Origin of the sequence: Puniceibacterium sediminis, from assembly GCF_900188035.1 — a bacterium.
In the GTDB taxonomy this organism is placed as follows: Bacteria; Pseudomonadota; Alphaproteobacteria; order Rhodobacterales; family Rhodobacteraceae; genus Puniceibacterium; species Puniceibacterium sediminis.
Genome location: NZ_FZNN01000006.1, coordinates 73,509 through 93,492 on the forward strand (window position 1 = coordinate 73,509; position 19,984 = coordinate 93,492).

Genomic DNA, 19,984 nt, shown 5'->3' on the forward strand with positions numbered 1-19,984 from the left:
TCCGGTGGCCCGACAAGAAACCATAAGAGTAAAGGAAATTGATGAATTCTAGGATTCGAACGAAATTCCGCAAAATTATCGCCAAGGCAAGCTGAATTCGCAGGTTTAATTCGGCGCAACATCAACGATTACCACAAACCGGTGGTAGCATTTTCATCTGGCCCCAACAGGTTGGGTGACAGGACCGGACTCCCACAGGGTACTTTCTTTTGGGCTGCATCAAGACCTGGCTGGATCAGCCTGCCCATATGTACGGGTCTCAGCATGATCACAAACGCCAAACCAATGCTTTTCATGGTCAGACCGGCATCAGCGCCCAGTAATCCAGATCCAGTAAAACGTGGGGCAGGTATTTGCCGCTATCGTCCTTGAGCGTGAACGGAGCACCGCCTTTAGTTGCGACCAGACGCAATCGGATAGCACCGACGCCGGGGGCCGTTGTCGCGGCCGTGTCCAGCACCTCGGACCAGGCGCGAACGGTATCCCCGGAAAAGCAAGGGTTAGCGTGGCTGCCAGCATTCAACCCGACGATCATCTGCGCATTGGCGAGACCATTGAACGATAGCGTCCGCGCCATCGAAATCACGTGGCCGCCATAAATCAGCCGCGAACCGTCTTCACGCATCGTCCCGTCAAAGTGCGTCTTTGATGTGTTCTGCCACAACCTTGTGGCCATCATGTGTTCGGCTTCTTCGATCGTGACACCATCCACATGGTCAATCGTCTCGCCCACTGAATAGTCGCCCAACCGATGCGGCTCTCCGGCAAGCGTGTTATCGTAACGGGTAAAATCAAGGCCTTCGGGCACGACCAAATCCGCCGGGTCAAGAACATTGGCGAGATCCGGAACAACGGTTTCGGGAGCATCCGACGCGGGGTCACGTTTCTTGACCATGACCCAGCGGACATACTCCAACACTGTCTCATCCCGCTGGTTGAGCCCACGAGAGCGCACCCAGACCACCCCGGTCTGTCCGTTTGAATTCTGCTTGAGCCCAATTACCTCGGATCGGGCGCGCAGGGTGTCGCCGGACCAAATCGGCTTTAGCCACTTGCCCTCAGCATATCCCAGATTGGCACGGGCGTTCAGGGACACATCCGGCACTGTCTTGCCGAACACGACATGGAAGGCGACCAGATCATCCAGCGGGCTTTCGCTCAGGCCGCAGGACTGGGCGAAAGCGTCCGACGAATAAAGCGCATGCCGCGCGGGATAAAGCGCGTGATACATCGCCCGTTCGCCCGTGCCGACGGTGCGGGGCACGGCATGGTGGATGACCTGACCGATGCTGTAATCTTCAAAGAAACGTCCGGCATTTGTCTTTTGCACCGTCTTCGGCATTCACTGCTCTCCCAGTTTGATGTCCGGGCTATATGTACCGGGCGCGTCCTTGGTGACGGCCTGACCACAGCGCATCACGCCATTGGCAGCGTCAAAGGCATAGGTGGGGGCGCCATGCAGCGCCCACCCTTTGTTCAGTGCGGCTGTGACCTTGTGGCAAAAGGCCGATGTGTCATCTTCGCTGAGGAATCTATATAATTTCATGGCGTTACCCCGGGAACGGCGAAACGCCGAGCCATGTATGGATAGCGGTAATAACACCGAACATGACCAACGTGATGACCACCAGAAGAATGTCCTTTTTCGCTGGACCCGGCTCTGGCCGCTCCCACGGACCGGCGCGGTTGATCAGGATGACCTCTGCAACAGCCCAGGCCAGCATGGTGCCGAACAGCATGATCGACGCAAGATCGCCATTCACCAGCAGGTGCGCGGCGGCCCAGATCTTGACCGCCGTCAGCTGTGGGTGACGCATCTTGCCGCGCAGACGTCCGGTTGTCGCGCTCATCCCGTAGACGAACACTGCGATCAGCATCATCAGGTTATTGATGTGAACCATGAACGCGGGCGGATTCCACACCGGAACAAAAGCTGCCGCGCGATAGCCAAGGATGATCAGCACCAGACCTGCGGCTATCAGGGCAGCGATAAGCCCCCTCCCCGACGTGCCAAGCTCGGCGCGCCGGACGGGGGCCACCCGTTTGAAAATATGTGCGCCAACCCAGAGGAGAAGGCCGAGGACGAGGAATGGCATGATTTACTCCGCTGCAATTCTTTCAATTGCCTGTGCTTTTGCCAGAACTTCCTGTGCCGTGGCAACGTGCAGGTTTTCCACGATCCGTCCATCCACTACCGCAACCCCTTGTCCCTGCGCCTGCGCGGCGTTGAACGCGGCGATGTGACGCCGGGCAAGATCCAGCTCCGCCTCACTCGGGGCGAATTCCGCGTTGACCACATCGATCTGCGCAGGGTGGATCAGCGTTTTCCCGTCAAAGCCCATGTCGCGCCCCTGCGAAGATTCGGCGCGAAGCCCCGCGTCATCCTTGAAGGCATTGTAGACACCGTCGATGATCACGATACCCTCGGCCTTTGCGGCCAGCAGGCAAAGCCCCAGCCCCGACATCATCGCGGTTCGACTGGGATCGGCACGGCTGTTCAGTTCGCGCGCAAGGTCGTTGGTGCCCATGATCATGCCGCGCAGCCTGGGATGTGCGGCGATGGCGGCGGCATTCAGCATCCCGCGCGGCGTCTCCATCATCGCCCAGAGGTCAAGGTCCCCGGTGATCGCCGACAGCGCGTCCAACTGCCCGGGATTGTCGACCTTTGGCGACAGCACCGCGTCGCATGCCATTTGCGCGACGGCCCTGGCATCGTCCTGCCCCCATTCGGTGTCAAATCCGTTGATCCGCACGATCTTCATCCGGTGGCCAAACCCGCCTTGCGCCAGAGCGCTACCCAGAATTTCCCGGGCATGCACCTTTTCGTCAGGGGCCACAGCATCTTCGAGATCAAAGATGATCGCGTCCACCGGTAGTTTACGCGCCTTGTCCAGCGCACGTTCCCTGGAAGCCGGAATGTACAGGACCGAACGGTAAGGGCGGGCACGCATTTCCATGGGACTCTCCTGCGGAATAATGTTGCGCGGTTCTGGTCATATATTTGCAAAAAGATCAAGCAGGAATCCGCTGCAATGCAGCATTTTGACCTAATCGCAGAAGCGGTCGACGCGTTAACCCATATTTCAATACATGTAGCGCAGGCTGCAGATGGCCGGAACGCATGCGACGGGACGCGGCGCACTTCGGGAAGAAGGACATCATTGGGCAGGAAGGTGCAGTGCAACACACCCACGCCCCAGATCCGAAAGGGTACTTCATGAAACGGAGTATGAATGCGGTCTTGACCGGAGCAGTTCTGGCGCTGAACGTCGCAGGCCCTGCGCTGGCGCAGGGCAATAACTGCGCACCACGCGAAAAAGTCGTGGACCGGCTCGCCTCAAAATACGGCGAGACTCGACAGTCCATAGGGCTGGGGACAGACAACGCGGTGGTGGAGGTGTTTGCCTCGGACGACACCGGAACCTGGACCATCACGGTGACGCGAACCGACGGCATGACTTGCCTTGTCGCCAGCGGTCAGGCGTTCGAGGCTTTGGCCGAAGCGCTGCCGACCCAAGGCAACGATGCCTGAGCCCTGACCCGACGCGGACACAGTGCTGCGGGCCCCACAGAAATACTGCCCCGCAGCAACGACAGCCGTCCTGTCGAGAGTTCTCAGGTCAACGCGTCCCAGATCAGCTTGGCTCCGGTCAACATGAGTAACGCATAGGTCAGCCCAAAAAACACGCCTTCGGGCACCATGGAATGGGCCCGAATCCCAATCCAGGTGCCCAGCACGGCAAAGGGCGCCAGCGCGAAGTCGAGCGTAAGTGTTTGCAGGGTAAAGATGCCCATGAACGCATAGAATGCGGCTTTGAACAGGTTAACGGCCCAAAAGACCAATACCGTAGTGGCCTGATAAGTCGTCTTGGGCAAACGCCGACCCAGCAGATAGACCGCAGCAGCGGGTCCACCTGCGTGGCTGACGAAACTGGTGAACCCGATCGCGACTCCGGCAGTCAGCCCCATCCGCGCGCCAAAATGCTGCTGCGCCAACCGGATCAACCCGGCCTTCTGCGCCATCTGCCAGAGCACGAAGGCGATGCCGATGGCACCGATCAAAAAGCGGATCACATCGGGATTGGCCATTCGATAGAACATCGCCCCCAGAATCGTGCCCGGCACCGCGCCCAGTATCAGGATGCGCGAATCGGGCCAGCTCCACTTCTTCCAGTAGCTCGGCAGGCTGGCGGCATCGATCAGCATCAAAAGTGGCAGCATGATGCCAAGCGCCTGCCCCGGTTCCAGCACAATGGCCAGAATCGACGAACTGGCAAAGGCCGCGCCCGACCCGAAGCCGCCCTTCGAAATGCCTGCGAACAGCACAGCTGGGATGGCCAATGCCAGAATCGGTAGGGTCAAAAGCTCCACGACTCAATCCTCTAACTTCTTTATTCGGCTAGACTTATCCGCAAGCGGTGCGGTGTGACAGCCCCGAGAGATCACCCCGCCGCGCCGCAGCGCACTTGCACGAACCGGCGCAAAGCACTAGCCATTGCGAGAAATTCCAACGGAGCGGAGACAGCATCCATGGCCAGACCGAAGATTGCCCTTATCGGCGCGGGACAGATCGGGGGCACGCTTGCCCACCTTGCAGCCATCAAGGAGTTGGGCGACGTCGTCCTCTTCGACATCGCCGAGGGCACGCCGCAGGGCAAAGCTCTCGACATCGCCGAATCCGGGCCATCCGAAGGCTTTGACGCCTCGCTCAAGGGTGCCAATGATTACGCCGATATCGCGGGCGCAGACGTCTGCATCGTGACCGCCGGCGTCCCGCGCAAGCCCGGCATGAGCCGCGACGACCTGCTTGGCATCAACCTCAAGGTCATGAAATCTGTCGGTGAAGGCATCGCCGCGAACGCGCCTGACGCCTTTGTTATCTGCATCACCAACCCGCTTGACGCGATGGTCTGGGCGCTGCAGCAGTTCTCAGGCCTGCCCGCTCACAAGGTCTGCGGTATGGCCGGCGTGCTGGATTCCGCGCGCTTCCGCCACTTCCTGAGCCTTGAATTCAACGTCTCGATGAAAGACGTGACAGCCTTTGTTCTGGGTGGTCATGGCGACACGATGGTGCCGTTGATCCGATATTCCACCGTAGCCGGCATTCCCCTGCCGGATCTGGTCCAGATGGGCTGGACCACGCAAGAGAAGCTGGACGCGATCGTACAGCGTACCCGCGATGGCGGTGCTGAAATCGTTGGCCTGCTCAAGACTGGGTCGGCCTTCTACGCCCCGGCGACTTCTGCCATCGAAATGGCCGAAGCCTACCTGAAAGACCAGAAACGCCTGCTGCCCTGCGCGGCCTGGTGTGACGGCGAATTCGGGCTCAAGGGCTTTTATGTCGGCGTGCCGACGATCATCGGCGCCGGTGGCATCGAAAAGGTCGTAGACATCAAGATGACCAAGGACGAACAGGCCATGTTCGACAGCTCCGTCAATGCTGTCAAAGGTCTTGTCGAAGCCTGCAAGGGTATCGACTCCTCGCTGACCTGATGAGCGATAGCCACGGGGCCGTGTCGCGAAACCGACACGGCCCCGTGGCAGTCAATGCTGGTCGCTCTCTCTGCGCTGTGTGTGCCACAGCCCCAATCGACTTGTTTCGTGACACCATTTTCGCGACACCAAGGTGCCGGAGAATGGGGTCTTCGATCAGGCTCACTATACCACCACCCGAAGCCTTGTCAGACAGGTGGCTAGGAGGGTTAATCTCCAAGGTCTGGCGCAAGTCGCTGCTGCTCATCTGGCAGTGGAAGATCTGAACTTCCTCAACCCCGATCCGGGACATCGCGGATCAACCCACCAAGGCTCTGCGATCCCTCATAGATCAAACTTTGCGCGGTGATCGGCGAGCGGCTCAAGCCGCCACTCTCCAGCAGTTTGCGGTAATACCGGCTCCCCCCTGCGTGCTGACCACGATTGACGATGTATTCGATCCCTGCCTGCCCCCTCGTAAAGGGAAAATGCAGCAGGGCCGAAACGCTTTCTGACATGACCAGACGACGGTCCACCTTGTGACCGTTGAACATCATGCCCCTCTGCCAGCGGAACAGACCTACCTTGGTGGCGTTCAGCGCATTTTCAAACAGATGCCGGGTCAATTGGCGCGCGACCATTCGCATCGGCATATCACGCGCAGTGGGCGTGATACGCTGGTCCATCCGCAGATACCGCTCGATCAGCCAGGATTGCAGGCGAGTCGCCCGAAGGTCGCTCAGAAAAAACAGCCGGTCACGCGCACCACCGTTGAAGCGCACGGGTGGGGTCGGACGCTCTCGCGACTGTGCGGCCGATATAGGCCGCATGAAATACCCCAGCGGAAAAGGCCCCGGCCCATCGAACAGCGGGAACCGGTCGTGAAGGGAAACGCCATCCTCGGGATCGTGCACATGATCGCTCAGCGGCAGATCGCCATACATGTCGATCATCAGAGACGCGACCGCTTCGGCCCCCTCGGACTCGAGCGCGCTGATGTACTGAGCAAGGCTACGATCGGGCATTCCCGGCCAGACGAAATGTTCGTCGATGTCCGGGGCCATACACCATTTGCCGCTGCCGTAGTGATCCAGCAGCCCGGATTTCCAGATTGCACGCTCTTTCAGAAACTCGGCACCAGCGACGGGTTGGAACAGGGTCACATCTGGTTGCGCCGCAAGGTATGCACGACTGCCGTCGGTGGAATGGTCGTCCACGATAAAAAACGACGCGGCACAGAGGCTGCGGTAATGCGCCAGGAAATCCGGCAGGATGTTGCGTTCGTTGTGTGCCAAGGCGACGATGGGCATGGCGCACGGATCGTGCCGTTCCTCGCTGATCCGTTCAAGACGCTGCATGAGGATGTCCTTGTCTGATGCATCACCCGGTCTATCGCCCGCAGCAAAGCCTGACAACCGGGGCTGCGATTCTGGGACAAGCGTACAAAGCGAGCAAGCGCGCAAAGCTCCGCCGATTTTGTGATCACAGTATTTTACCATGTGATCACAAATGTGGAAAAATCCGCCAAATGCATAGTAACCAAGATATTTCCGTTAAACATGAGGAAACTCTATGCTTATACAGAAGGCAATCGCAGCAAGACGGGACAGTTTTCAATGAACATCCACGAGTATCAGGCGAAAGCCCTGCTGCGCAGCTACGGCGCTCCGGTGTCCGATGGCCGCGTAGTTCTAAAGGCAGACGAGGCCAAGACGGCCGCAGGCGAACTCGACGGACCGCTCTGGGTCGTCAAGGCGCAGATCCACGCAGGTGGTCGCGGCAAGGGTTCCTTCAAGGAGGCCGACGCCGGCGAAAAGGGCGGCGTGCGCCTGACCAAGTCGGTCGAAGAGGCCGCACAGGAAGCCAAGAAAATGCTGGGCCGCACGCTGGTTACGCACCAGACAGGTCCGGCAGGCAAACAGGTCAACCGCATCTACATCGAAGACGGCGCCGGCATCGAAACCGAACTTTACCTCGCCCTTCTGGTAGATCGCCAGACAAGCCGCGTGTCCTTTGTGTGCTCGACCGAGGGCGGCATGGACATCGAGGAAGTTGCCGCCAGCACTCCGGACAAGATCCTGTCATTTTCCGTCGATCCGGCCACCGGCTACCAGCCGTTCCACGGCCGCCGCGTCGGTTTCTCGCTGGGCCTGACCGGCAAGGCGATGAAGCAGTGCGTCGGCCTTATGGGTCTGCTCTACAAGGCATTCATCGAAAAAGACATGGAGATGCTTGAAATCAACCCGCTGATCGTCACCGACGCGGGCGATCTCAAGGTGCTTGATGCCAAGGTGAGCTTTGACGGCAACGCAATGTACCGCCACGCGGACATCGCCGAGCTGCGCGACACCACCGAAGAGGATGCCAAGGAACTCGAGGCTTCGAAATACGACCTCAACTACATCGCCCTTGATGGCGAAATCGGTTGCATGGTCAACGGTGCCGGCCTTGCCATGGCGACGATGGACATCATCAAACTTTACGGTGCCGAGCCTGCCAACTTCCTTGACGTCGGCGGCGGCGCAACCAAGGAAAAGGTGACCGAGGCGTTCAAGATCATCACCTCTGACCCGCAGGTCAAAGGCATCCTGGTCAACATTTTCGGCGGCATCATGCGCTGCGACGTCATCGCCGAAGGCGTGATTGCCGCGGTCAAAGAGGTCGGCCTCAAGGTTCCGCTGGTTGTCCGACTCGAAGGCACCAACGTCGAGAAAGGCAAGGAAATCATCCGCAACTCCGGCCTCGACGTGATCGCCGCAGACGACCTGAAAGATGGTGCCCAGAAGATCGTCAAGGCGGTCAAGGGCTAAGCCATGCGCGCTTTTCGGCACCACATCGGCAGATCGGCGGAACAGAGTGCCGCCCTCACGGGTTTCCCTTGCAACAAAGGAGCCTGTGATGTCGAATATAGTGCCGGGGCGCGACAGCCTGCCCGTATTAGTGGACCACTACCTGCCAGCAGCACGCCGGGAACGGCTGAGCCCGCTTCTCTACGCGGGCGGCATGTTGGCCTTGGGCGCTGCCTTGCTGATAGCCAAACCCCGTATCGGGCATGTGCCGCGTGCGACGCTAGCCGAGGGCCCTCCCACGCGCAGCCACAGTCGGCGCGCGGTGCAGGGTTCACGGGATATAATAGCGCCCTTCGCCCCAAGCAATGTCACCGATTCCATCGGACGGTCGCTCATGATCGGCGGCGTGGCGCTGGCGCTCACACGGGTGTTGGACGAAATGGCGCACCGCAGGGGCTAGGACTCTCCTCAGTTTACAATCCTTTCGGGCAGGGCGCGTCGCTGGACGCCGCCCTGCCTTTTCGTATCCGCGGCCCGCATTTTGCGGTGCCCTTCCAGAAATCACGCCGCCTCTGCGCGGCCGGATAAGGAGACTGCCTCATGGCCATTCTCATCGACGAAAACACCAAAGTGATCTGTCAGGGCCTCACCGGCTCGCAGGGCACATTCCACACTGAACAGGCCATCGCCTATGGCACCAAGATGGTCGGCGGCGTGACCCCCGGCAAGGGTGGTCAGACCCATCTTGACCTGCCGGTCTTCAACTCGGTTCACGAGGCAATGCACGTGACCGGGGCCAATGCGTCGGTCATCTACGTCCCGCCGCCCTTCGCCGCCGACAGTATCCTCGAGGCGATCGACGCCGAGATGGAACTGATCATCTGCATCACCGAAGGCATCCCGGTGCTCGACATGATGAAGGTCAAGCGCGCGCTCGAAGGGTCAAAATCCCGCCTGATTGGCCCGAACTGCCCCGGTGTCATCACGCCCGACGCCTGCAAGATCGGCATCATGCCCGGCCACATCCACAAACGTGGCTCCGTCGGTGTTGTCAGCCGTTCGGGCACGCTTACCTATGAGGCCGTGAAACAGACATCCGACAGCGGCCTTGGCCAGTCGACAGCAGTCGGCATCGGCGGCGACCCGATCAAGGGGACCGAGCATATCGACGTGCTGGAAATGTTCCTTGCCGATCCGGAAACGCAGTCGATCATCATGATCGGCGAAATCGGCGGTTCCGCCGAAGAGGATGCCGCGCAATTCCTAGCCGACGAAAAGAAGAAGGGCCGCTGGAAGCCGACCGCCGGTTTCATCGCGGGTCGTACCGCCCCTCCGGGCCGCCGCATGGGCCACGCGGGCGCGATTGTCGCCGGCGGTAAAGGTGGTGCCGAAGACAAGATCGAAGCCATGAAGTCCGCAGGCATCGTCGTCGCCGAAAGCCCCGCCGGGCTTGGCGAAGCCGTGCTCAAGGCAATCGGCTGAAAGTAACCGGGATGGGCTGTGCTCATCCCTACGGAGCGGGCAGGACAGCCTGCCCGGTTCTGCCCGTTTCAGGTTCAATCTCGCCCGAGGTGCCAAAATGACCGACCAATCCCCCAACGACCAGTTCCACGCATCTTCCTTCATGCAGGGGCACAACGCCGCTTACCTTGAACAGATGTATGCGCGGTATGCCAATGACCCCAGCGCTGTGGATGAATCCTGGCAGGCCTTTTTCAAGGCTCTGGGGGATGACGATATCGAGGTCAAGAAAGAGGCTTCCGGCCCCTCCTGGGCGCGCAGCGACTGGCCACCGCAGCCGCAGGACGATCTGACCGCCGCACTGACCGGCGAATGGCCCATGCCCGCCATGGCGCCCGAGGCGAAGGCCGCAGGCAAGAAGATTACCGAAAAGGCCGCCGAAAAAGGCCTGAGCCTGACTGACGAACAGGTCAAGCGCGCCGTGCTGGACAGCATCCGCGCGCTGATGATCATCCGCGCCTACCGCATCCGGGGCCACCTTGCCGCCGATCTCGACCCGCTGGGCATGCGCGAGGCGACCCACCACCCAGAGCTCGATCTTAAAAGCTATGGCTTTACCGACGCGGACATGGACCGTCCGATCTTCATCGACAACGTGCTGGGTCTGCAGATCGCATCCCTGCGCGAAATCCTTGATATCGTGAAACGGACCTACTGCGGCACCTTTGCACTTCAGTACATGCACATTTCCGACCCGGAACAATCCGCCTGGCTGAAAGAGCGGATCGAAGGTTATGGTAAAGAGGTCAAATTCACCCGCGAAGGGCGCAAGGCGATCCTGAACAAGATGGTCGAGGCCGAGGGCTTCGAGAAGTTCCTGCATGTGAAGTACATGGGCACCAAGCGGTTCGGTCTGGACGGCGGGGAATCCCTCATCCCCGCGATGGAGCAGATCATCAAGCGCGGCGGCGCGCTGGGTGTCCGGGAAATGATCATCGGCATGCCCCACCGTGGGCGTCTGTCGGTGCTCGCCAACGTGATGAACAAACCCTACCGGGCGATCTTCAACGAATTCCAGGGCGGCAGCTTCAAACCCGAGGACGTGGATGGTTCCGGCGACGTGAAATATCACCTCGGCGCAAGCTCGGATCGTGATTTCGACGGCAATTCGGTCCACTTGTCGCTGACGGCCAACCCCTCGCACCTCGAGGCAGTGAACCCGGTCGTTCTGGGCAAGGTCCGCGCCAAGCAGGACCAGTTCAGCGATGCCACCCGCACGCAGGTCATGCCGATCCTGCTGCACGGCGATGCGGCCTTTGCAGGCCAGGGCGTCGTGGCGGAATGTTTCGCCCTCTCCGGTCTGCGCGGTCACCGCACCGGCGGAACCATGCATATCGTTGTAAACAACCAGATCGGCTTCACCACTGCACCGCACTTCAGCCGCTCTTCGCCCTACCCCACCGACAACGCACTGGTGGTCGAAGCGCCCATCTTCCACGTTAATGGCGACGACCCAGAGGCGGTCGTACACGCCGCCAAGGTCGCAACAGAATTCCGTCAGAAGTTCGGCAAAGACGTCGTTCTGGACATCTTCTGCTACCGCCGGTTCGGCCATAACGAGGGCGACGAGCCCATGTTCACCAACCCGCTGATGTACACGAAGATCAAGAAGCAGAAGACCACTCTGACGCTGTACACCGAACGTTTGGTCAAGGACGGCCTTATCCCCGAGGGCGAGATCGAGGATATGAAAGCCGCGTTCCAGGCCAAGCTGGGCGAAGAATTCGAAGCGGGCAAGAATTACAAACCCAACAAGGCCGACTGGCTGGATGGCCGCTGGTCGCACCTCGACCGGCAGAAGCAGGGCAAATATCAGCGCGGCAAGACATCGATCAAGCCCGAGACGATGCAACAGATTGGCACCGCGCTCACCACGGCACCTGCTGGATTCCCCCTCCACAAGACCGTTGGCCGCCTGCTCGACACCCGTGGCGAGATGTTCAGCACCGGCAAGGGCTTTGACTGGGCTACTGCAGAATCGCTGGCCTTCGGCTCCCTGCTCACCGAAGGCTATCCGGTGCGGCTTTCCGGTCAGGATTCGACCCGTGGCACCTTCAGCCAGCGGCATTCGGGCCTGATCAACCAAGAGACGGAAGAGCGTTACTACCCGCTCAACAATATCCGCGAAGGCCAGGCCCGGTACGAACCAATCGACTCGGCCCTGTCGGAATACGCGGTTCTCGGCTTTGAGTACGGCTACAGCCTTGCCGAGCCGAACGCCCTCACCGTCTGGGAGGCGCAGTTCGGCGACTTTGCCAACGGCGCGCAGATCATGTTCGACCAGTTCATCAGTTCAGGCGAATCCAAGTGGCTGCGCATGTCGGGCCTCACCGTCTTGTTGCCGCATGGCTACGAAGGTCAGGGGCCGGAACACTCTTCGGCGCGTCTGGAACGGTTCCTGCAGATGTGCGGTCAGGACAACTGGATCGTGGCGAACTGCTCGACCCCGGCCAACTACTTCCACATCCTGCGCCGCCAGATGCACCGGTCTTTCCGAAAACCGCTGATCATGATGACGCCGAAATCGCTGCTGCGTCACAAGCTGGCCGTGTCGGATGCCGAAATGTTCCAGACCGGATCCAGCTTCCACCGCGTGCTGTGGGATGACGCCGAAAAGGGCCATTCGGACACCAAACTTGTCGCCGACGACAAGATCAAGCGCGTCGTGATGTGTTCCGGCAAGGTCTACTACGACCTGCTGGAAGAACGCGACGCCCGCGGCCTCGACGATGTCTATATCCTGCGGTTCGAACAGTTCTATCCCTTCCCGGCCATCTCGGCCGTCAAGGAGTTGGAACGCTTCCCCCAGGCCGAAATGATCTGGTGCCAGGAAGAGCCCAAAAATCAGGGCGCATGGACCTTCATGGAGCCGAACCTCGAATGGGTCCTTGGTCGCATCAAGGCCCAGCACCTGCGCCCGCGCTACGTGGGCCGTGAGACATCCGCCTCGCCGGCCACTGGTCTGGCCAGCATGCACAAAGCACAGCAAGCGGCGCTCGTTGACGGCGCGCTGACGATTGAAGGGAAATAAACCATGACCACCGAAGTCCGCGTACCAACACTGGGCGAATCCGTGAGCGAGGCCACCGTTGCAACCTGGTTCAAGAAACCCGGTGACTCTGTTGCGGTTGACGAAATGCTGTGCGAGCTGGAAACAGACAAGGTGACGGTCGAAGTGCCGTCGCCCGTCGCAGGCACACTCGCCGATATCGTCGCGCAAGAGGGCGAAACCGTGGGCGTCGACGCCCTTCTGGCCAACATCGCCGCGGCGGGCGAGGCCGGCTCGGAAACGCCCGAACTCCGCCCCTCCGAACAAAAGAAGGACGCCGCGGCGGCCGCACCTGACGCCAAAGGCAGCAGCACCGACGTCATGGTGCCGACGCTGGGCGAATCAGTCTCCGAAGCGACCGTTTCGACCTGGTTCAAGAAGGTCGGCGACACCGTGGCGCAGGACGAAATGCTGTGTGAGCTTGAAACAGACAAGGTCTCGGTCGAAGTGCCCGCCCCCACCGCAGGCACCCTGACCGAAATCATCGCCGGCGAAGGTGCCACCGTTCAGGCCAATGGCAAGCTTGCGGTCATCGGCGGATCGGGCGCTTCCAGCGCACCGGCCCGGACGGTCGAAGCGCCCGCCGCAGCGGCACCTGCGTCAAGCGGCAAGGATGTCGAAGATGCACCCTCGGCCAAGAAGGCCATGGCCGAGGCCGGCATCAGCCGCGATCAGGTCACCGGCACGGGCCGTGACGGCCGCGTGATGAAGGACGATGTGGCCAAGGCCCTTGCCGCCGCAACTGCCGCCCCCGCCAAGGCCGCCGCCCCCGCTGCGCCCCGCGCCCCGGTCCCGGCCGATGACGCGGCGCGCGAAGAGCGGGTCAAGATGACCCGCCTGCGCCAGACCATCGCCCGCCGCCTCAAGGATGCGCAGAACACCGCCGCCATGCTGACCACCTACAACGAGGTGGACATGACCGAGACGATGGCCCTGCGTTCTGAATACAAGGAGCTGTTCGAGAAGAAGCACGGCGCACGGCTCGGCTTCATGTCCTTCTTCACTAAGGCCTGCTGCCACGCGCTGAAAGAGGTCCCCGAGGTCAACGCCGAAATCGACGGCACCGACATCGTCTACAAGAACTTCGTGCACATGGGCATCGCCGCCGGCACGCCGACCGGCCTTGTGGTTCCGGTGATCCGCGACGCCGACAAGATGTCCTTTGCGGAAATCGAAAAGGCCATCTCGGAAAAGGGCAAGCGCGCCCGTGACGGCAAGCTCTCCATGGCGGAAATGCAGGGCGGCACCTTCACCATCTCGAACGGTGGTGTCTACGGCTCTCTGATGTCCTCGCCCATCCTGAACCCGCCGCAGTCCGGCATCCTCGGCATGCACAAGATCCAGGACCGCCCTATGGTCATCAACGGCGAAATCAAGATCCGCCCGATGATGTACCTCGCCCTCAGCTACGACCACCGCGTTGTAGACGGCAAAGGCGCCGTGACCTTCCTCGTCCGCGTGAAAGAGGCCCTCGAAGATCCGCGCCGTCTGCTGATGGATCTGTAATTGATACGGCGGGGCGGTTTCGCCCCGCTACCTTCAATTCTTACGTCGATGCCAAGTCAAATAGTTGTACGGTGAAAAAATGGCTGAATATCGCAGTATTCCAACGTCTTGGAACCGCACATTCAGTGCCCTGGGGATAGGCGGCAGCTTTTTTCTCTTTTTTGGATGGCATTTTGGAGATAAATTGGCTCTAGCTATTGTAGAACACCTAGGAGGGGCCATTGTACTCTCCGAGTTTGCAATAAACCTTCTCATCGTGTTCGCAGCGTATGTTATGGGCGAGCTTTTAATATCTGTTGGCAGCGGATTACCAGTTGGCCGCCCGCACCGATCTGCACTCTACGCTATGTTCCTCTTCTGCAAGGAAGATGCTAGCGGATTTTGGTTTGAAAAATTGCGACTAGCGGAACTGCGGAACGAGTTATTTCGGTGTCTAGGCACTTCAACAGCCATCGGCTCAGTTATTCTGGCACTAGATTATTGCCTGCTTGAACAAGTATGGCCTTCTGCGATCGGGACTTTGGCGCTCGGCTTATTTCTCGCGTGGATTTTTTCATATGAGGCTCTCAAAGCTTTCAGTGAATTGGAAAATACCTTGGCTGAAATCGCGGAACCGAATAAATGACCCCCGAACTCACCATCCTCACCCTCGCAGCCCTGCTTCAGGTCGTGCAATACGTGCTCTTCGCGATCCCTGCGAATATCGAGCTTGGCACCGGCTATACGTCTTCGGCCCGCGACCGTCCGCCCAGCAGACAGCTCAGTGAAAAAACCGCCCGCCTCCAGCGTGCGATGAACAACCATTTCGAAGGGCTGATCCTGTTTTCGATCGGGGTCTTCATCATCACCTTTTCTGATCAGGGCAATGCCGTCACCGCTCTCTGCTCCATGGCCTACCTGATCGCGCGCATCGCCTATGTGCCGGCCTACTACTTCGGCCTGCGCCCGTGGCGCTCGCTGATCTGGGCCATCGGGTTTCTGTCCACCGTGATCATGCTTCTGGCCGCACTCGTCTAAGGGCATCATCTGCCCACAAATATTCCGGGGGAGTCGCGCCTGCGCGACGGGGCAGCGCCGCCCCCACCAACAGAAAGGACACCACCATGGCATCATACGACGTCATCGTCATCGGCTCCGGCCCCGGCGGCTATGTGGCCGCGATCCGCTGCGCCCAGCTGGGCCTGAAAACCGCATGCGTCGAAGGGCGTGAAACCCTTGGCGGCACCTGCCTCAACGTGGGCTGCATCCCGTCCAAGGCGCTTCTGCATGCCACCCACATGCTGCACGAAGCGGAACACAACTTTGCTGCCATGGGCCTGAAGGGCAAGACGCCGACCGTGGACTGGAAACAGATGCTGTCCTACAAGGACGAAGTGATCGGACAAAACACCAAGGGCATCGAATTCCTGTTCAAAAAGAACAAGATCGACTGGCTCAAGGGCTGGGGTTCGATCCCCGAGGTCGGCAAGGTCAAGGTCGGCGATGAAATCCATGATGCGAACAACATCATCGTCGCCACCGGATCGCAATCCAGCAGCCTGCCGGGTGTCGAGATTGATGAAAAGGTCGTCGTGACGTCGACCGGCGCGCTGGAACTGGGCAAGATCCCCAAAAAGCTGGTGGTGATCGGCGCCGGCGTCATAGGGCTGGAACTCGGCTCGGTCTATGCCCGCCTCGGCGCCGAAGTGCAGGTGATCGAATTCCTCGACACCATCACCCCCGGCATGGACGCAGAGGTGCAGAAGACCTTCCAGAAACTGTTGACCAAGCAGGGCCTGAAATTCACCCTCGGCGCTGCGGTACAGGGCGTTGAGGCCAGCAAGACCAAGGCCACCGTGACCTACAAGCTGCGCAAGGATGACAGCGAACACACCGTGGATGCCGACACCGTGCTGGTTGCCACAGGCCGTAAACCCTATGTGGATGGGCTGGGCCTGGATGCGCTGGGTATCGAGATGACCGAACGCGGCCAGATCAAGACCGACGCCCACTGGCAGACGAATGTCAAAGGCATCTACGCCATCGGCGACGCCATTGTGGGCCCGATGCTGGCCCACAAGGCCGAGGATGAAGGCATGGCCACAGCCGAAGTCATTGCCGGTAAGGCAGGACATGTGAACTACGGCGTGATCCCGGGTGTGATCTACACCCACCCCGAAGTGGCAAGCGTGGGCAAAACCGAGGAAGAGCTGAAAAAGGACGGGCACGCCTACAAGGTTGGCAAGTTCTCGTTCATGGGCAACGGCCGCGCCAAGGCCAACTTTGCAGCAGACGGCTTCGTCAAGATCATTGCCGACAAGGCCACTGACCGGATCCTAGGCGCGCATATCATCGGCCCGATGGCTGGCGACCTGATCCACGAAATCTGCGTGGCCATGGAATTCGGGGCGGCTGCGCAGGATGTTGCGCTGACCTGCCATGCGCATCCCACATATTCAGAGGCTGTGCGCGAAGCTGCGCTCGCCTGCGGCGACGGTGCAATCCACATGTGAGTGATGCCAAGGGCGGGAACCGTGCCACCAGCGTGGGTCCCGCCCCTGGCCCTTCCGGGCGCTCCATCTCAATGCGCGCCCAAGGATTTTCAGAAAATCCTTGCCAAGAGTTTTGGCAAAACTCTTGTTCGCGCCCCTACCAGAGTGTGTTCGCGGCCTGCTTCGGGTATGTCTGATCCCACTCTTGCGCCGCAATGTCGCCCGATGTCATCTCAGCCAGGATCTCTCCCAGAGACGGTATTCCTGCGGCATCGTCTCGCGCCCAGAGGCCCGAGCGCAGCAGCGCCTTGGGGCATTGCGCATAGACCTCGGCGATATCCACGACAATCACCGTTGCAGGCTGTCGGCCTGCCTGAGTGAAACGCGCCCGCAGGTCTGCATCCTCGGTCACGACAGCACGCCCGTTCACCCGCACAACGATATTGTCACCCGGCACCATGAACATCAGCGCCACACGCCCGTCCACCACGATATTGCGCAGCGAATCCAGCCGGTTGTTCCCGCGCCAGTCAGGCAGGATCAATGTGCCGGGATCCAGTTCCTGCACCACTGGACCGTCATCGCCCCGCGGTGTCGCATCGCAGCCTTCCGGCCCGACAGTTGCCAGGATGCAGAACCGCGACGCCGCGATCCAGCGCCGGTAGGTCGGTGTCATGCGTCGTGCCACCTTGCGCAAGGCCGCCTCGCCCGGGGTGCTGTAAAGCGCCTCCAGAGCCTCGATCGTCTCAATCTTTTGCATGAAATCCTGCCTCTGCCATCAGGGCATTCGACCTGCCCTCGACCTCTGCTTCAAGCTTGGCAAGAAACTTTGCCCGCTCCATTCCGCTCGGGATACGCGGCATGAATTCCACAACCGCCACACCCGGCTTGCGATAGATCCCGTGCTTGGGCCAGAACACGCCGACATTTGTCGCCACCGGCACACAGTCCTGCCCCAGCTGTTCATACAGCACCGCCGTGCCGACCTTGTAGGGTGCCTTGGCCCCCGGGGCGACGCGCGTGCCCTGTGAATAAATGATCAGCTGCCCGGGTTGCGCAGCCCCTGCGGCAACATCATCGGCCATCTTCCGGATGGCCGCGCCCCGCTTGCCGCGATCCACCGGCACACAGCCGATGCGCAGGGCGTATTGCCCAAGGATCGGAGCCCACAGCAGTTCGCGCTTCATGATGAACTTGCCCGTCGGCACCGCGCCAAAGATCAGGATGATATCTAGGAACGACTGGTGCTTGGCCGCCACGACAACCTCGTCCGTGGGCACCTCGCCACGCACCTCGGTCTTCAGACCGACCATCCAACCCAACGTCCAGCGTACCCAGCGGCAGAAAGAGACGCAGGCCAGCCGCGCGCCGCGTGGCGACACCACCGCCCAGGGAAAGAACACGATCCCCAGCACCAGCATCCCCAGATACATCGAAACGATGAACACCAGAGAGCGTACCCATTGCACAGCATATGCCATTACGTCAGCTCCTTCAAAACCCGTTGGGCCGCAGCCTGTGTCGCGTACAGCGCCACCAGCGCGGCCAGCGGCGGCACGACCAGCGGCAGGATCCAGTGCCACCCCTGAAAACCAATTCCCGCCAAAAAGCCGCCAGCCTCTCCGGCATCAGGCAGCACCAGGATCGCACCTATTGCCAAAGCGGTGCCCAGTGCAGCCCCACCCAGCGTACGCAGGGTGAATCGGCGCACAAAGGCTCCGGCGATATAGGCATCCGTCGCGCCGACAAGGCGCAGCACGGTGATCACCTTTGCATTCGCCGCCAGCGCCGCATTTGCCGCCAGCGTGATCATCGCCCCCGTCGCCGCCGCGATCAGCCCGATAGACACCCAGCCCAGCAGCCGCAGCCGTGACGCTGCCGCCACAAGCGGCCGCCGCCAGCGGGTGTGATCGTCCAGAACAGCGCCAGGCACCTCGGCACTCAGCCGCAGGCGCAGACCGTCGCTGTCATATCCCTCTGGTGTTTCGACAATGTCGATCAGCTGGGGCATCGGCAGCGTATCCACCGGCAGATCCGGCCCGAACCAAGGTTCCAGTAGCGCCTGCTGCTCTTCGGCACTCAGCGGCCGCGCCTCCTCGACTCCGGGCGTGGTTTCCAGCACCCGCAGGGCTGCGGCGGTCTGGGCCGACAACTCCTCGGGTGCCGCAGATATCCGCAGGGTCGATGAGCGGGCCAGCGCCTCACCCCACTCCTGAGCCACCCGTCCCGCGGACAGCGACAGCGCCAGTGCAAAGACCGCCAGAAAGGCCATGGTGGCGGCGGAAAACATAGTCAGCCGCGCAGTATACCCGGAGGGAGGCACCACCCGGTCGGCGGCGGCATCAGAGGTCATCAGCCCCTTCAGAACCATAAGATCCAGTTTCAAAGGTCGGTACCTGCCAGCTGCAGACGCCGCTTGGAAATCCGCAGGACCCGCGCCTGCACCTGCTGCTTTGCTGCCCGGATCAGCGATAGGTCATGGGTCGCGATCAGGATCGTCTTTCCCATGCGGTTCAATTCGACAAGCAGTTGCAGCAGCCTTTGTGACATCTCCCAGTCGACATTCCCGGTCGGCTCGTCCGCCAGGATCACATCCGGCGACATGATAACCGCACGGGCCAGCGCCGCGCGCTGACGTTCACCACCCGACAATTCCGGCGGCAGCGCATCAGCCCGCCCGGTCAGCCCGACCCAGCCCAGCAATTCGCGCAGGTTGGCCCGTTCGTCCGCGCTGTCCTGCCCCGATACGGCCAGCGGCAGGGCAATGTTTTCGGCCACCGACAGATGGTCCAGAAACTGGCAATCCTGATGCACGACCCCGATGCGGCGTCGGCTGATCGCCACGGCGTCGCGGTCCATCTGGGTCACGTCACGGTCAAACAGGCGTACATGCCCGCCGGTTGGCCGCAAGGCCCCGTAGCAGAGTTTGAGAAGGGTACTCTTGCCCGCGCCGGACGGCCCGGTCAGGAAATGGAATGTTGCCGGCGCCAACCCCAGGGAAATGTCGGTCAGCAATTCGCCTCCGCCATAGGAATAGGCCACATTTTCCAGTTCGATCACACGGGCACCTGCCTGATTTCGGAATTGCCCTGTTGTGCAGCAGCCTCGCGCCGGTTTCAATGCGTCGGCTTCCAGACAATAGACTTTTCCGCCGACGCGGCCCGCCTTATGCTGTC

20 protein-coding genes are annotated in these 19,984 nt (G+C 60.7%); 10 read left to right on the top strand and 10 right to left on the bottom strand.

Going from position 1 to position 19,984, the window contains the following annotated elements; all coding sequences use genetic code 11:
• Nucleotides 1–298: 298 nt before the first annotated feature.
• From CHB75_RS08400 to CHB75_RS08415, 4 genes are read right to left on the bottom strand one after another with little or no spacing between them, the layout of a single operon-like run.
• The gene (locus CHB75_RS08400; protein WP_089270238.1) at nt 299–1,330 is read right to left on the bottom strand and encodes a MaoC family dehydratase; all 1,032 of its coding nucleotides are present in this window, start codon (nt 1,328–1,330) and stop codon (nt 299–301) included.
• Nucleotides 1,331–1,342: 12 nt separating this feature from the next.
• Entirely contained in the window at nt 1,343–1,546 is a 204-nt protein-coding gene (locus CHB75_RS08405; protein ID WP_089270089.1) for a DUF1737 domain-containing protein, read from the bottom strand.
• A 4-nt stretch (nt 1,547–1,550) separates the two neighbouring features.
• Nucleotides 1,551–2,096 (bottom strand): NnrU family protein, encoded by a 546-nt coding sequence (locus CHB75_RS08410; protein ID WP_176439092.1) that lies wholly within the window; start codon nt 2,094–2,096, stop codon nt 1,551–1,553.
• Between the two features lie 3 nt (nt 2,097–2,099).
• Nucleotides 2,100–2,957 carry an HpcH/HpaI aldolase/citrate lyase family protein gene (locus CHB75_RS08415; RefSeq protein ID WP_089270091.1) on the bottom strand — a complete coding sequence of 286 codons (858 nt, stop codon included), beginning with the start codon at nt 2,955–2,957 and terminating at the stop codon, nt 2,100–2,102.
• A 260-nt stretch (nt 2,958–3,217) separates the two neighbouring features.
• Between CHB75_RS08415 and CHB75_RS08420 the strand changes: the two genes are divergently transcribed.
• Nucleotides 3,218–3,532 (top strand): hypothetical protein, encoded by a 315-nt coding sequence (locus CHB75_RS08420; RefSeq protein WP_089270092.1) that lies wholly within the window; start codon nt 3,218–3,220, stop codon nt 3,530–3,532.
• 83 nt (nt 3,533–3,615) lie between these two features.
• Here CHB75_RS08420 and CHB75_RS08425 read toward each other — a convergent pair whose 3' ends face one another.
• Nucleotides 3,616–4,371: a sulfite exporter TauE/SafE family protein gene (locus CHB75_RS08425; protein ID WP_089270093.1), complete on the bottom strand. Its 756-nt coding sequence runs from the start codon at nt 4,369–4,371 to the stop codon at nt 3,616–3,618.
• A 159-nt stretch (nt 4,372–4,530) separates the two neighbouring features.
• On the opposite strand from CHB75_RS08425, the gene mdh reads away from it, so the two are divergent.
• Nucleotides 4,531–5,493 (top strand): malate dehydrogenase, encoded by a 963-nt coding sequence (gene mdh, locus CHB75_RS08430; protein WP_089270094.1) that lies wholly within the window; start codon nt 4,531–4,533, stop codon nt 5,491–5,493.
• Nucleotides 5,494–5,765: 272 nt separating this feature from the next.
• On the opposite strand, the gene CHB75_RS08435 is transcribed toward mdh, so the two are convergent.
• Nucleotides 5,766–6,830, bottom strand: a complete 1,065-nt coding sequence (locus CHB75_RS08435; protein WP_176439093.1) for a glycosyltransferase family 2 protein — start codon at nt 6,828–6,830, stop codon at nt 5,766–5,768.
• Between the two features lie 258 nt (nt 6,831–7,088).
• Between CHB75_RS08435 and sucC the strand changes: the two genes are divergently transcribed.
• The 8 genes from sucC (at nt 7,089) to lpdA (ending at nt 16,829) form a co-directional block, all read left to right on the top strand.
• Nucleotides 7,089–8,282 carry an ADP-forming succinate--CoA ligase subunit beta gene (gene sucC / locus CHB75_RS08440; protein WP_089270096.1) on the top strand — a complete coding sequence of 398 codons (1,194 nt, stop codon included), beginning with the start codon at nt 7,089–7,091 and terminating at the stop codon, nt 8,280–8,282.
• Nucleotides 8,283–8,370: 88 nt separating this feature from the next.
• Entirely contained in the window at nt 8,371–8,721 is a 351-nt protein-coding gene (locus tag CHB75_RS08445; RefSeq protein WP_089270097.1) for a hypothetical protein, read from the top strand.
• Between the two features lie 140 nt (nt 8,722–8,861).
• Entirely contained in the window at nt 8,862–9,743 is an 882-nt protein-coding gene (gene sucD / locus CHB75_RS08450) for a succinate--CoA ligase subunit alpha (RefSeq protein ID WP_089270098.1), read from the top strand.
• A gap of 97 nt (nt 9,744–9,840) precedes the next feature.
• Nucleotides 9,841–12,813, top strand: a complete 2,973-nt coding sequence (locus CHB75_RS08455; protein ID WP_089270099.1) for a 2-oxoglutarate dehydrogenase E1 component — start codon at nt 9,841–9,843, stop codon at nt 12,811–12,813.
• Between the two features lie 3 nt (nt 12,814–12,816).
• Entirely contained in the window at nt 12,817–14,337 is a 1,521-nt protein-coding gene (gene odhB, locus CHB75_RS08460; protein WP_089270100.1) for a 2-oxoglutarate dehydrogenase complex dihydrolipoyllysine-residue succinyltransferase, read from the top strand.
• 79 nt (nt 14,338–14,416) lie between these two features.
• The gene (locus CHB75_RS08465; protein WP_089270101.1) at nt 14,417–14,962 is read left to right on the top strand and encodes a hypothetical protein; all 546 of its coding nucleotides are present in this window, start codon (nt 14,417–14,419) and stop codon (nt 14,960–14,962) included.
• Nucleotides 14,959–15,354, top strand: a complete 396-nt coding sequence (locus CHB75_RS08470) for an MAPEG family protein (protein WP_089270102.1) — start codon at nt 14,959–14,961, stop codon at nt 15,352–15,354. Before CHB75_RS08465 ends, CHB75_RS08470 begins: the two co-directional genes overlap by 4 nt.
• A gap of 86 nt (nt 15,355–15,440) precedes the next feature.
• On the top strand, nt 15,441–16,829 hold the full coding sequence (gene lpdA / locus CHB75_RS08475; protein WP_089270103.1) for a dihydrolipoyl dehydrogenase: 1,389 nt from the start codon (nt 15,441–15,443) through the stop codon (nt 16,827–16,829).
• A gap of 136 nt (nt 16,830–16,965) precedes the next feature.
• Here lpdA and CHB75_RS08480 read toward each other — a convergent pair whose 3' ends face one another.
• From CHB75_RS08480 to CHB75_RS08495, 4 genes are read right to left on the bottom strand one after another with little or no spacing between them, the layout of a single operon-like run.
• The gene (locus CHB75_RS08480) at nt 16,966–17,568 is read right to left on the bottom strand and encodes a pyridoxamine 5'-phosphate oxidase family protein (protein WP_089270104.1); all 603 of its coding nucleotides are present in this window, start codon (nt 17,566–17,568) and stop codon (nt 16,966–16,968) included.
• On the bottom strand, nt 17,555–18,289 hold the full coding sequence (locus tag CHB75_RS08485) for a lysophospholipid acyltransferase family protein (RefSeq protein ID WP_089270105.1): 735 nt from the start codon (nt 18,287–18,289) through the stop codon (nt 17,555–17,557). Before CHB75_RS08485 ends, CHB75_RS08480 begins: the two co-directional genes overlap by 14 nt.
• Entirely contained in the window at nt 18,289–19,194 is a 906-nt protein-coding gene (locus tag CHB75_RS08490) for a cell division protein FtsX (RefSeq protein WP_425439495.1), read from the bottom strand. The genes CHB75_RS08485 and CHB75_RS08490 overlap by 1 nt, the downstream gene beginning before the upstream one ends.
• Nucleotides 19,191–19,868, bottom strand: coding sequence for a cell division ATP-binding protein FtsE (locus CHB75_RS08495; RefSeq protein WP_089270106.1), 678 nt, complete (start codon nt 19,866–19,868; stop codon nt 19,191–19,193). The genes CHB75_RS08490 and CHB75_RS08495 overlap by 4 nt, the downstream gene beginning before the upstream one ends.
• Nucleotides 19,869–19,984 lie beyond the last annotated feature (116 nt).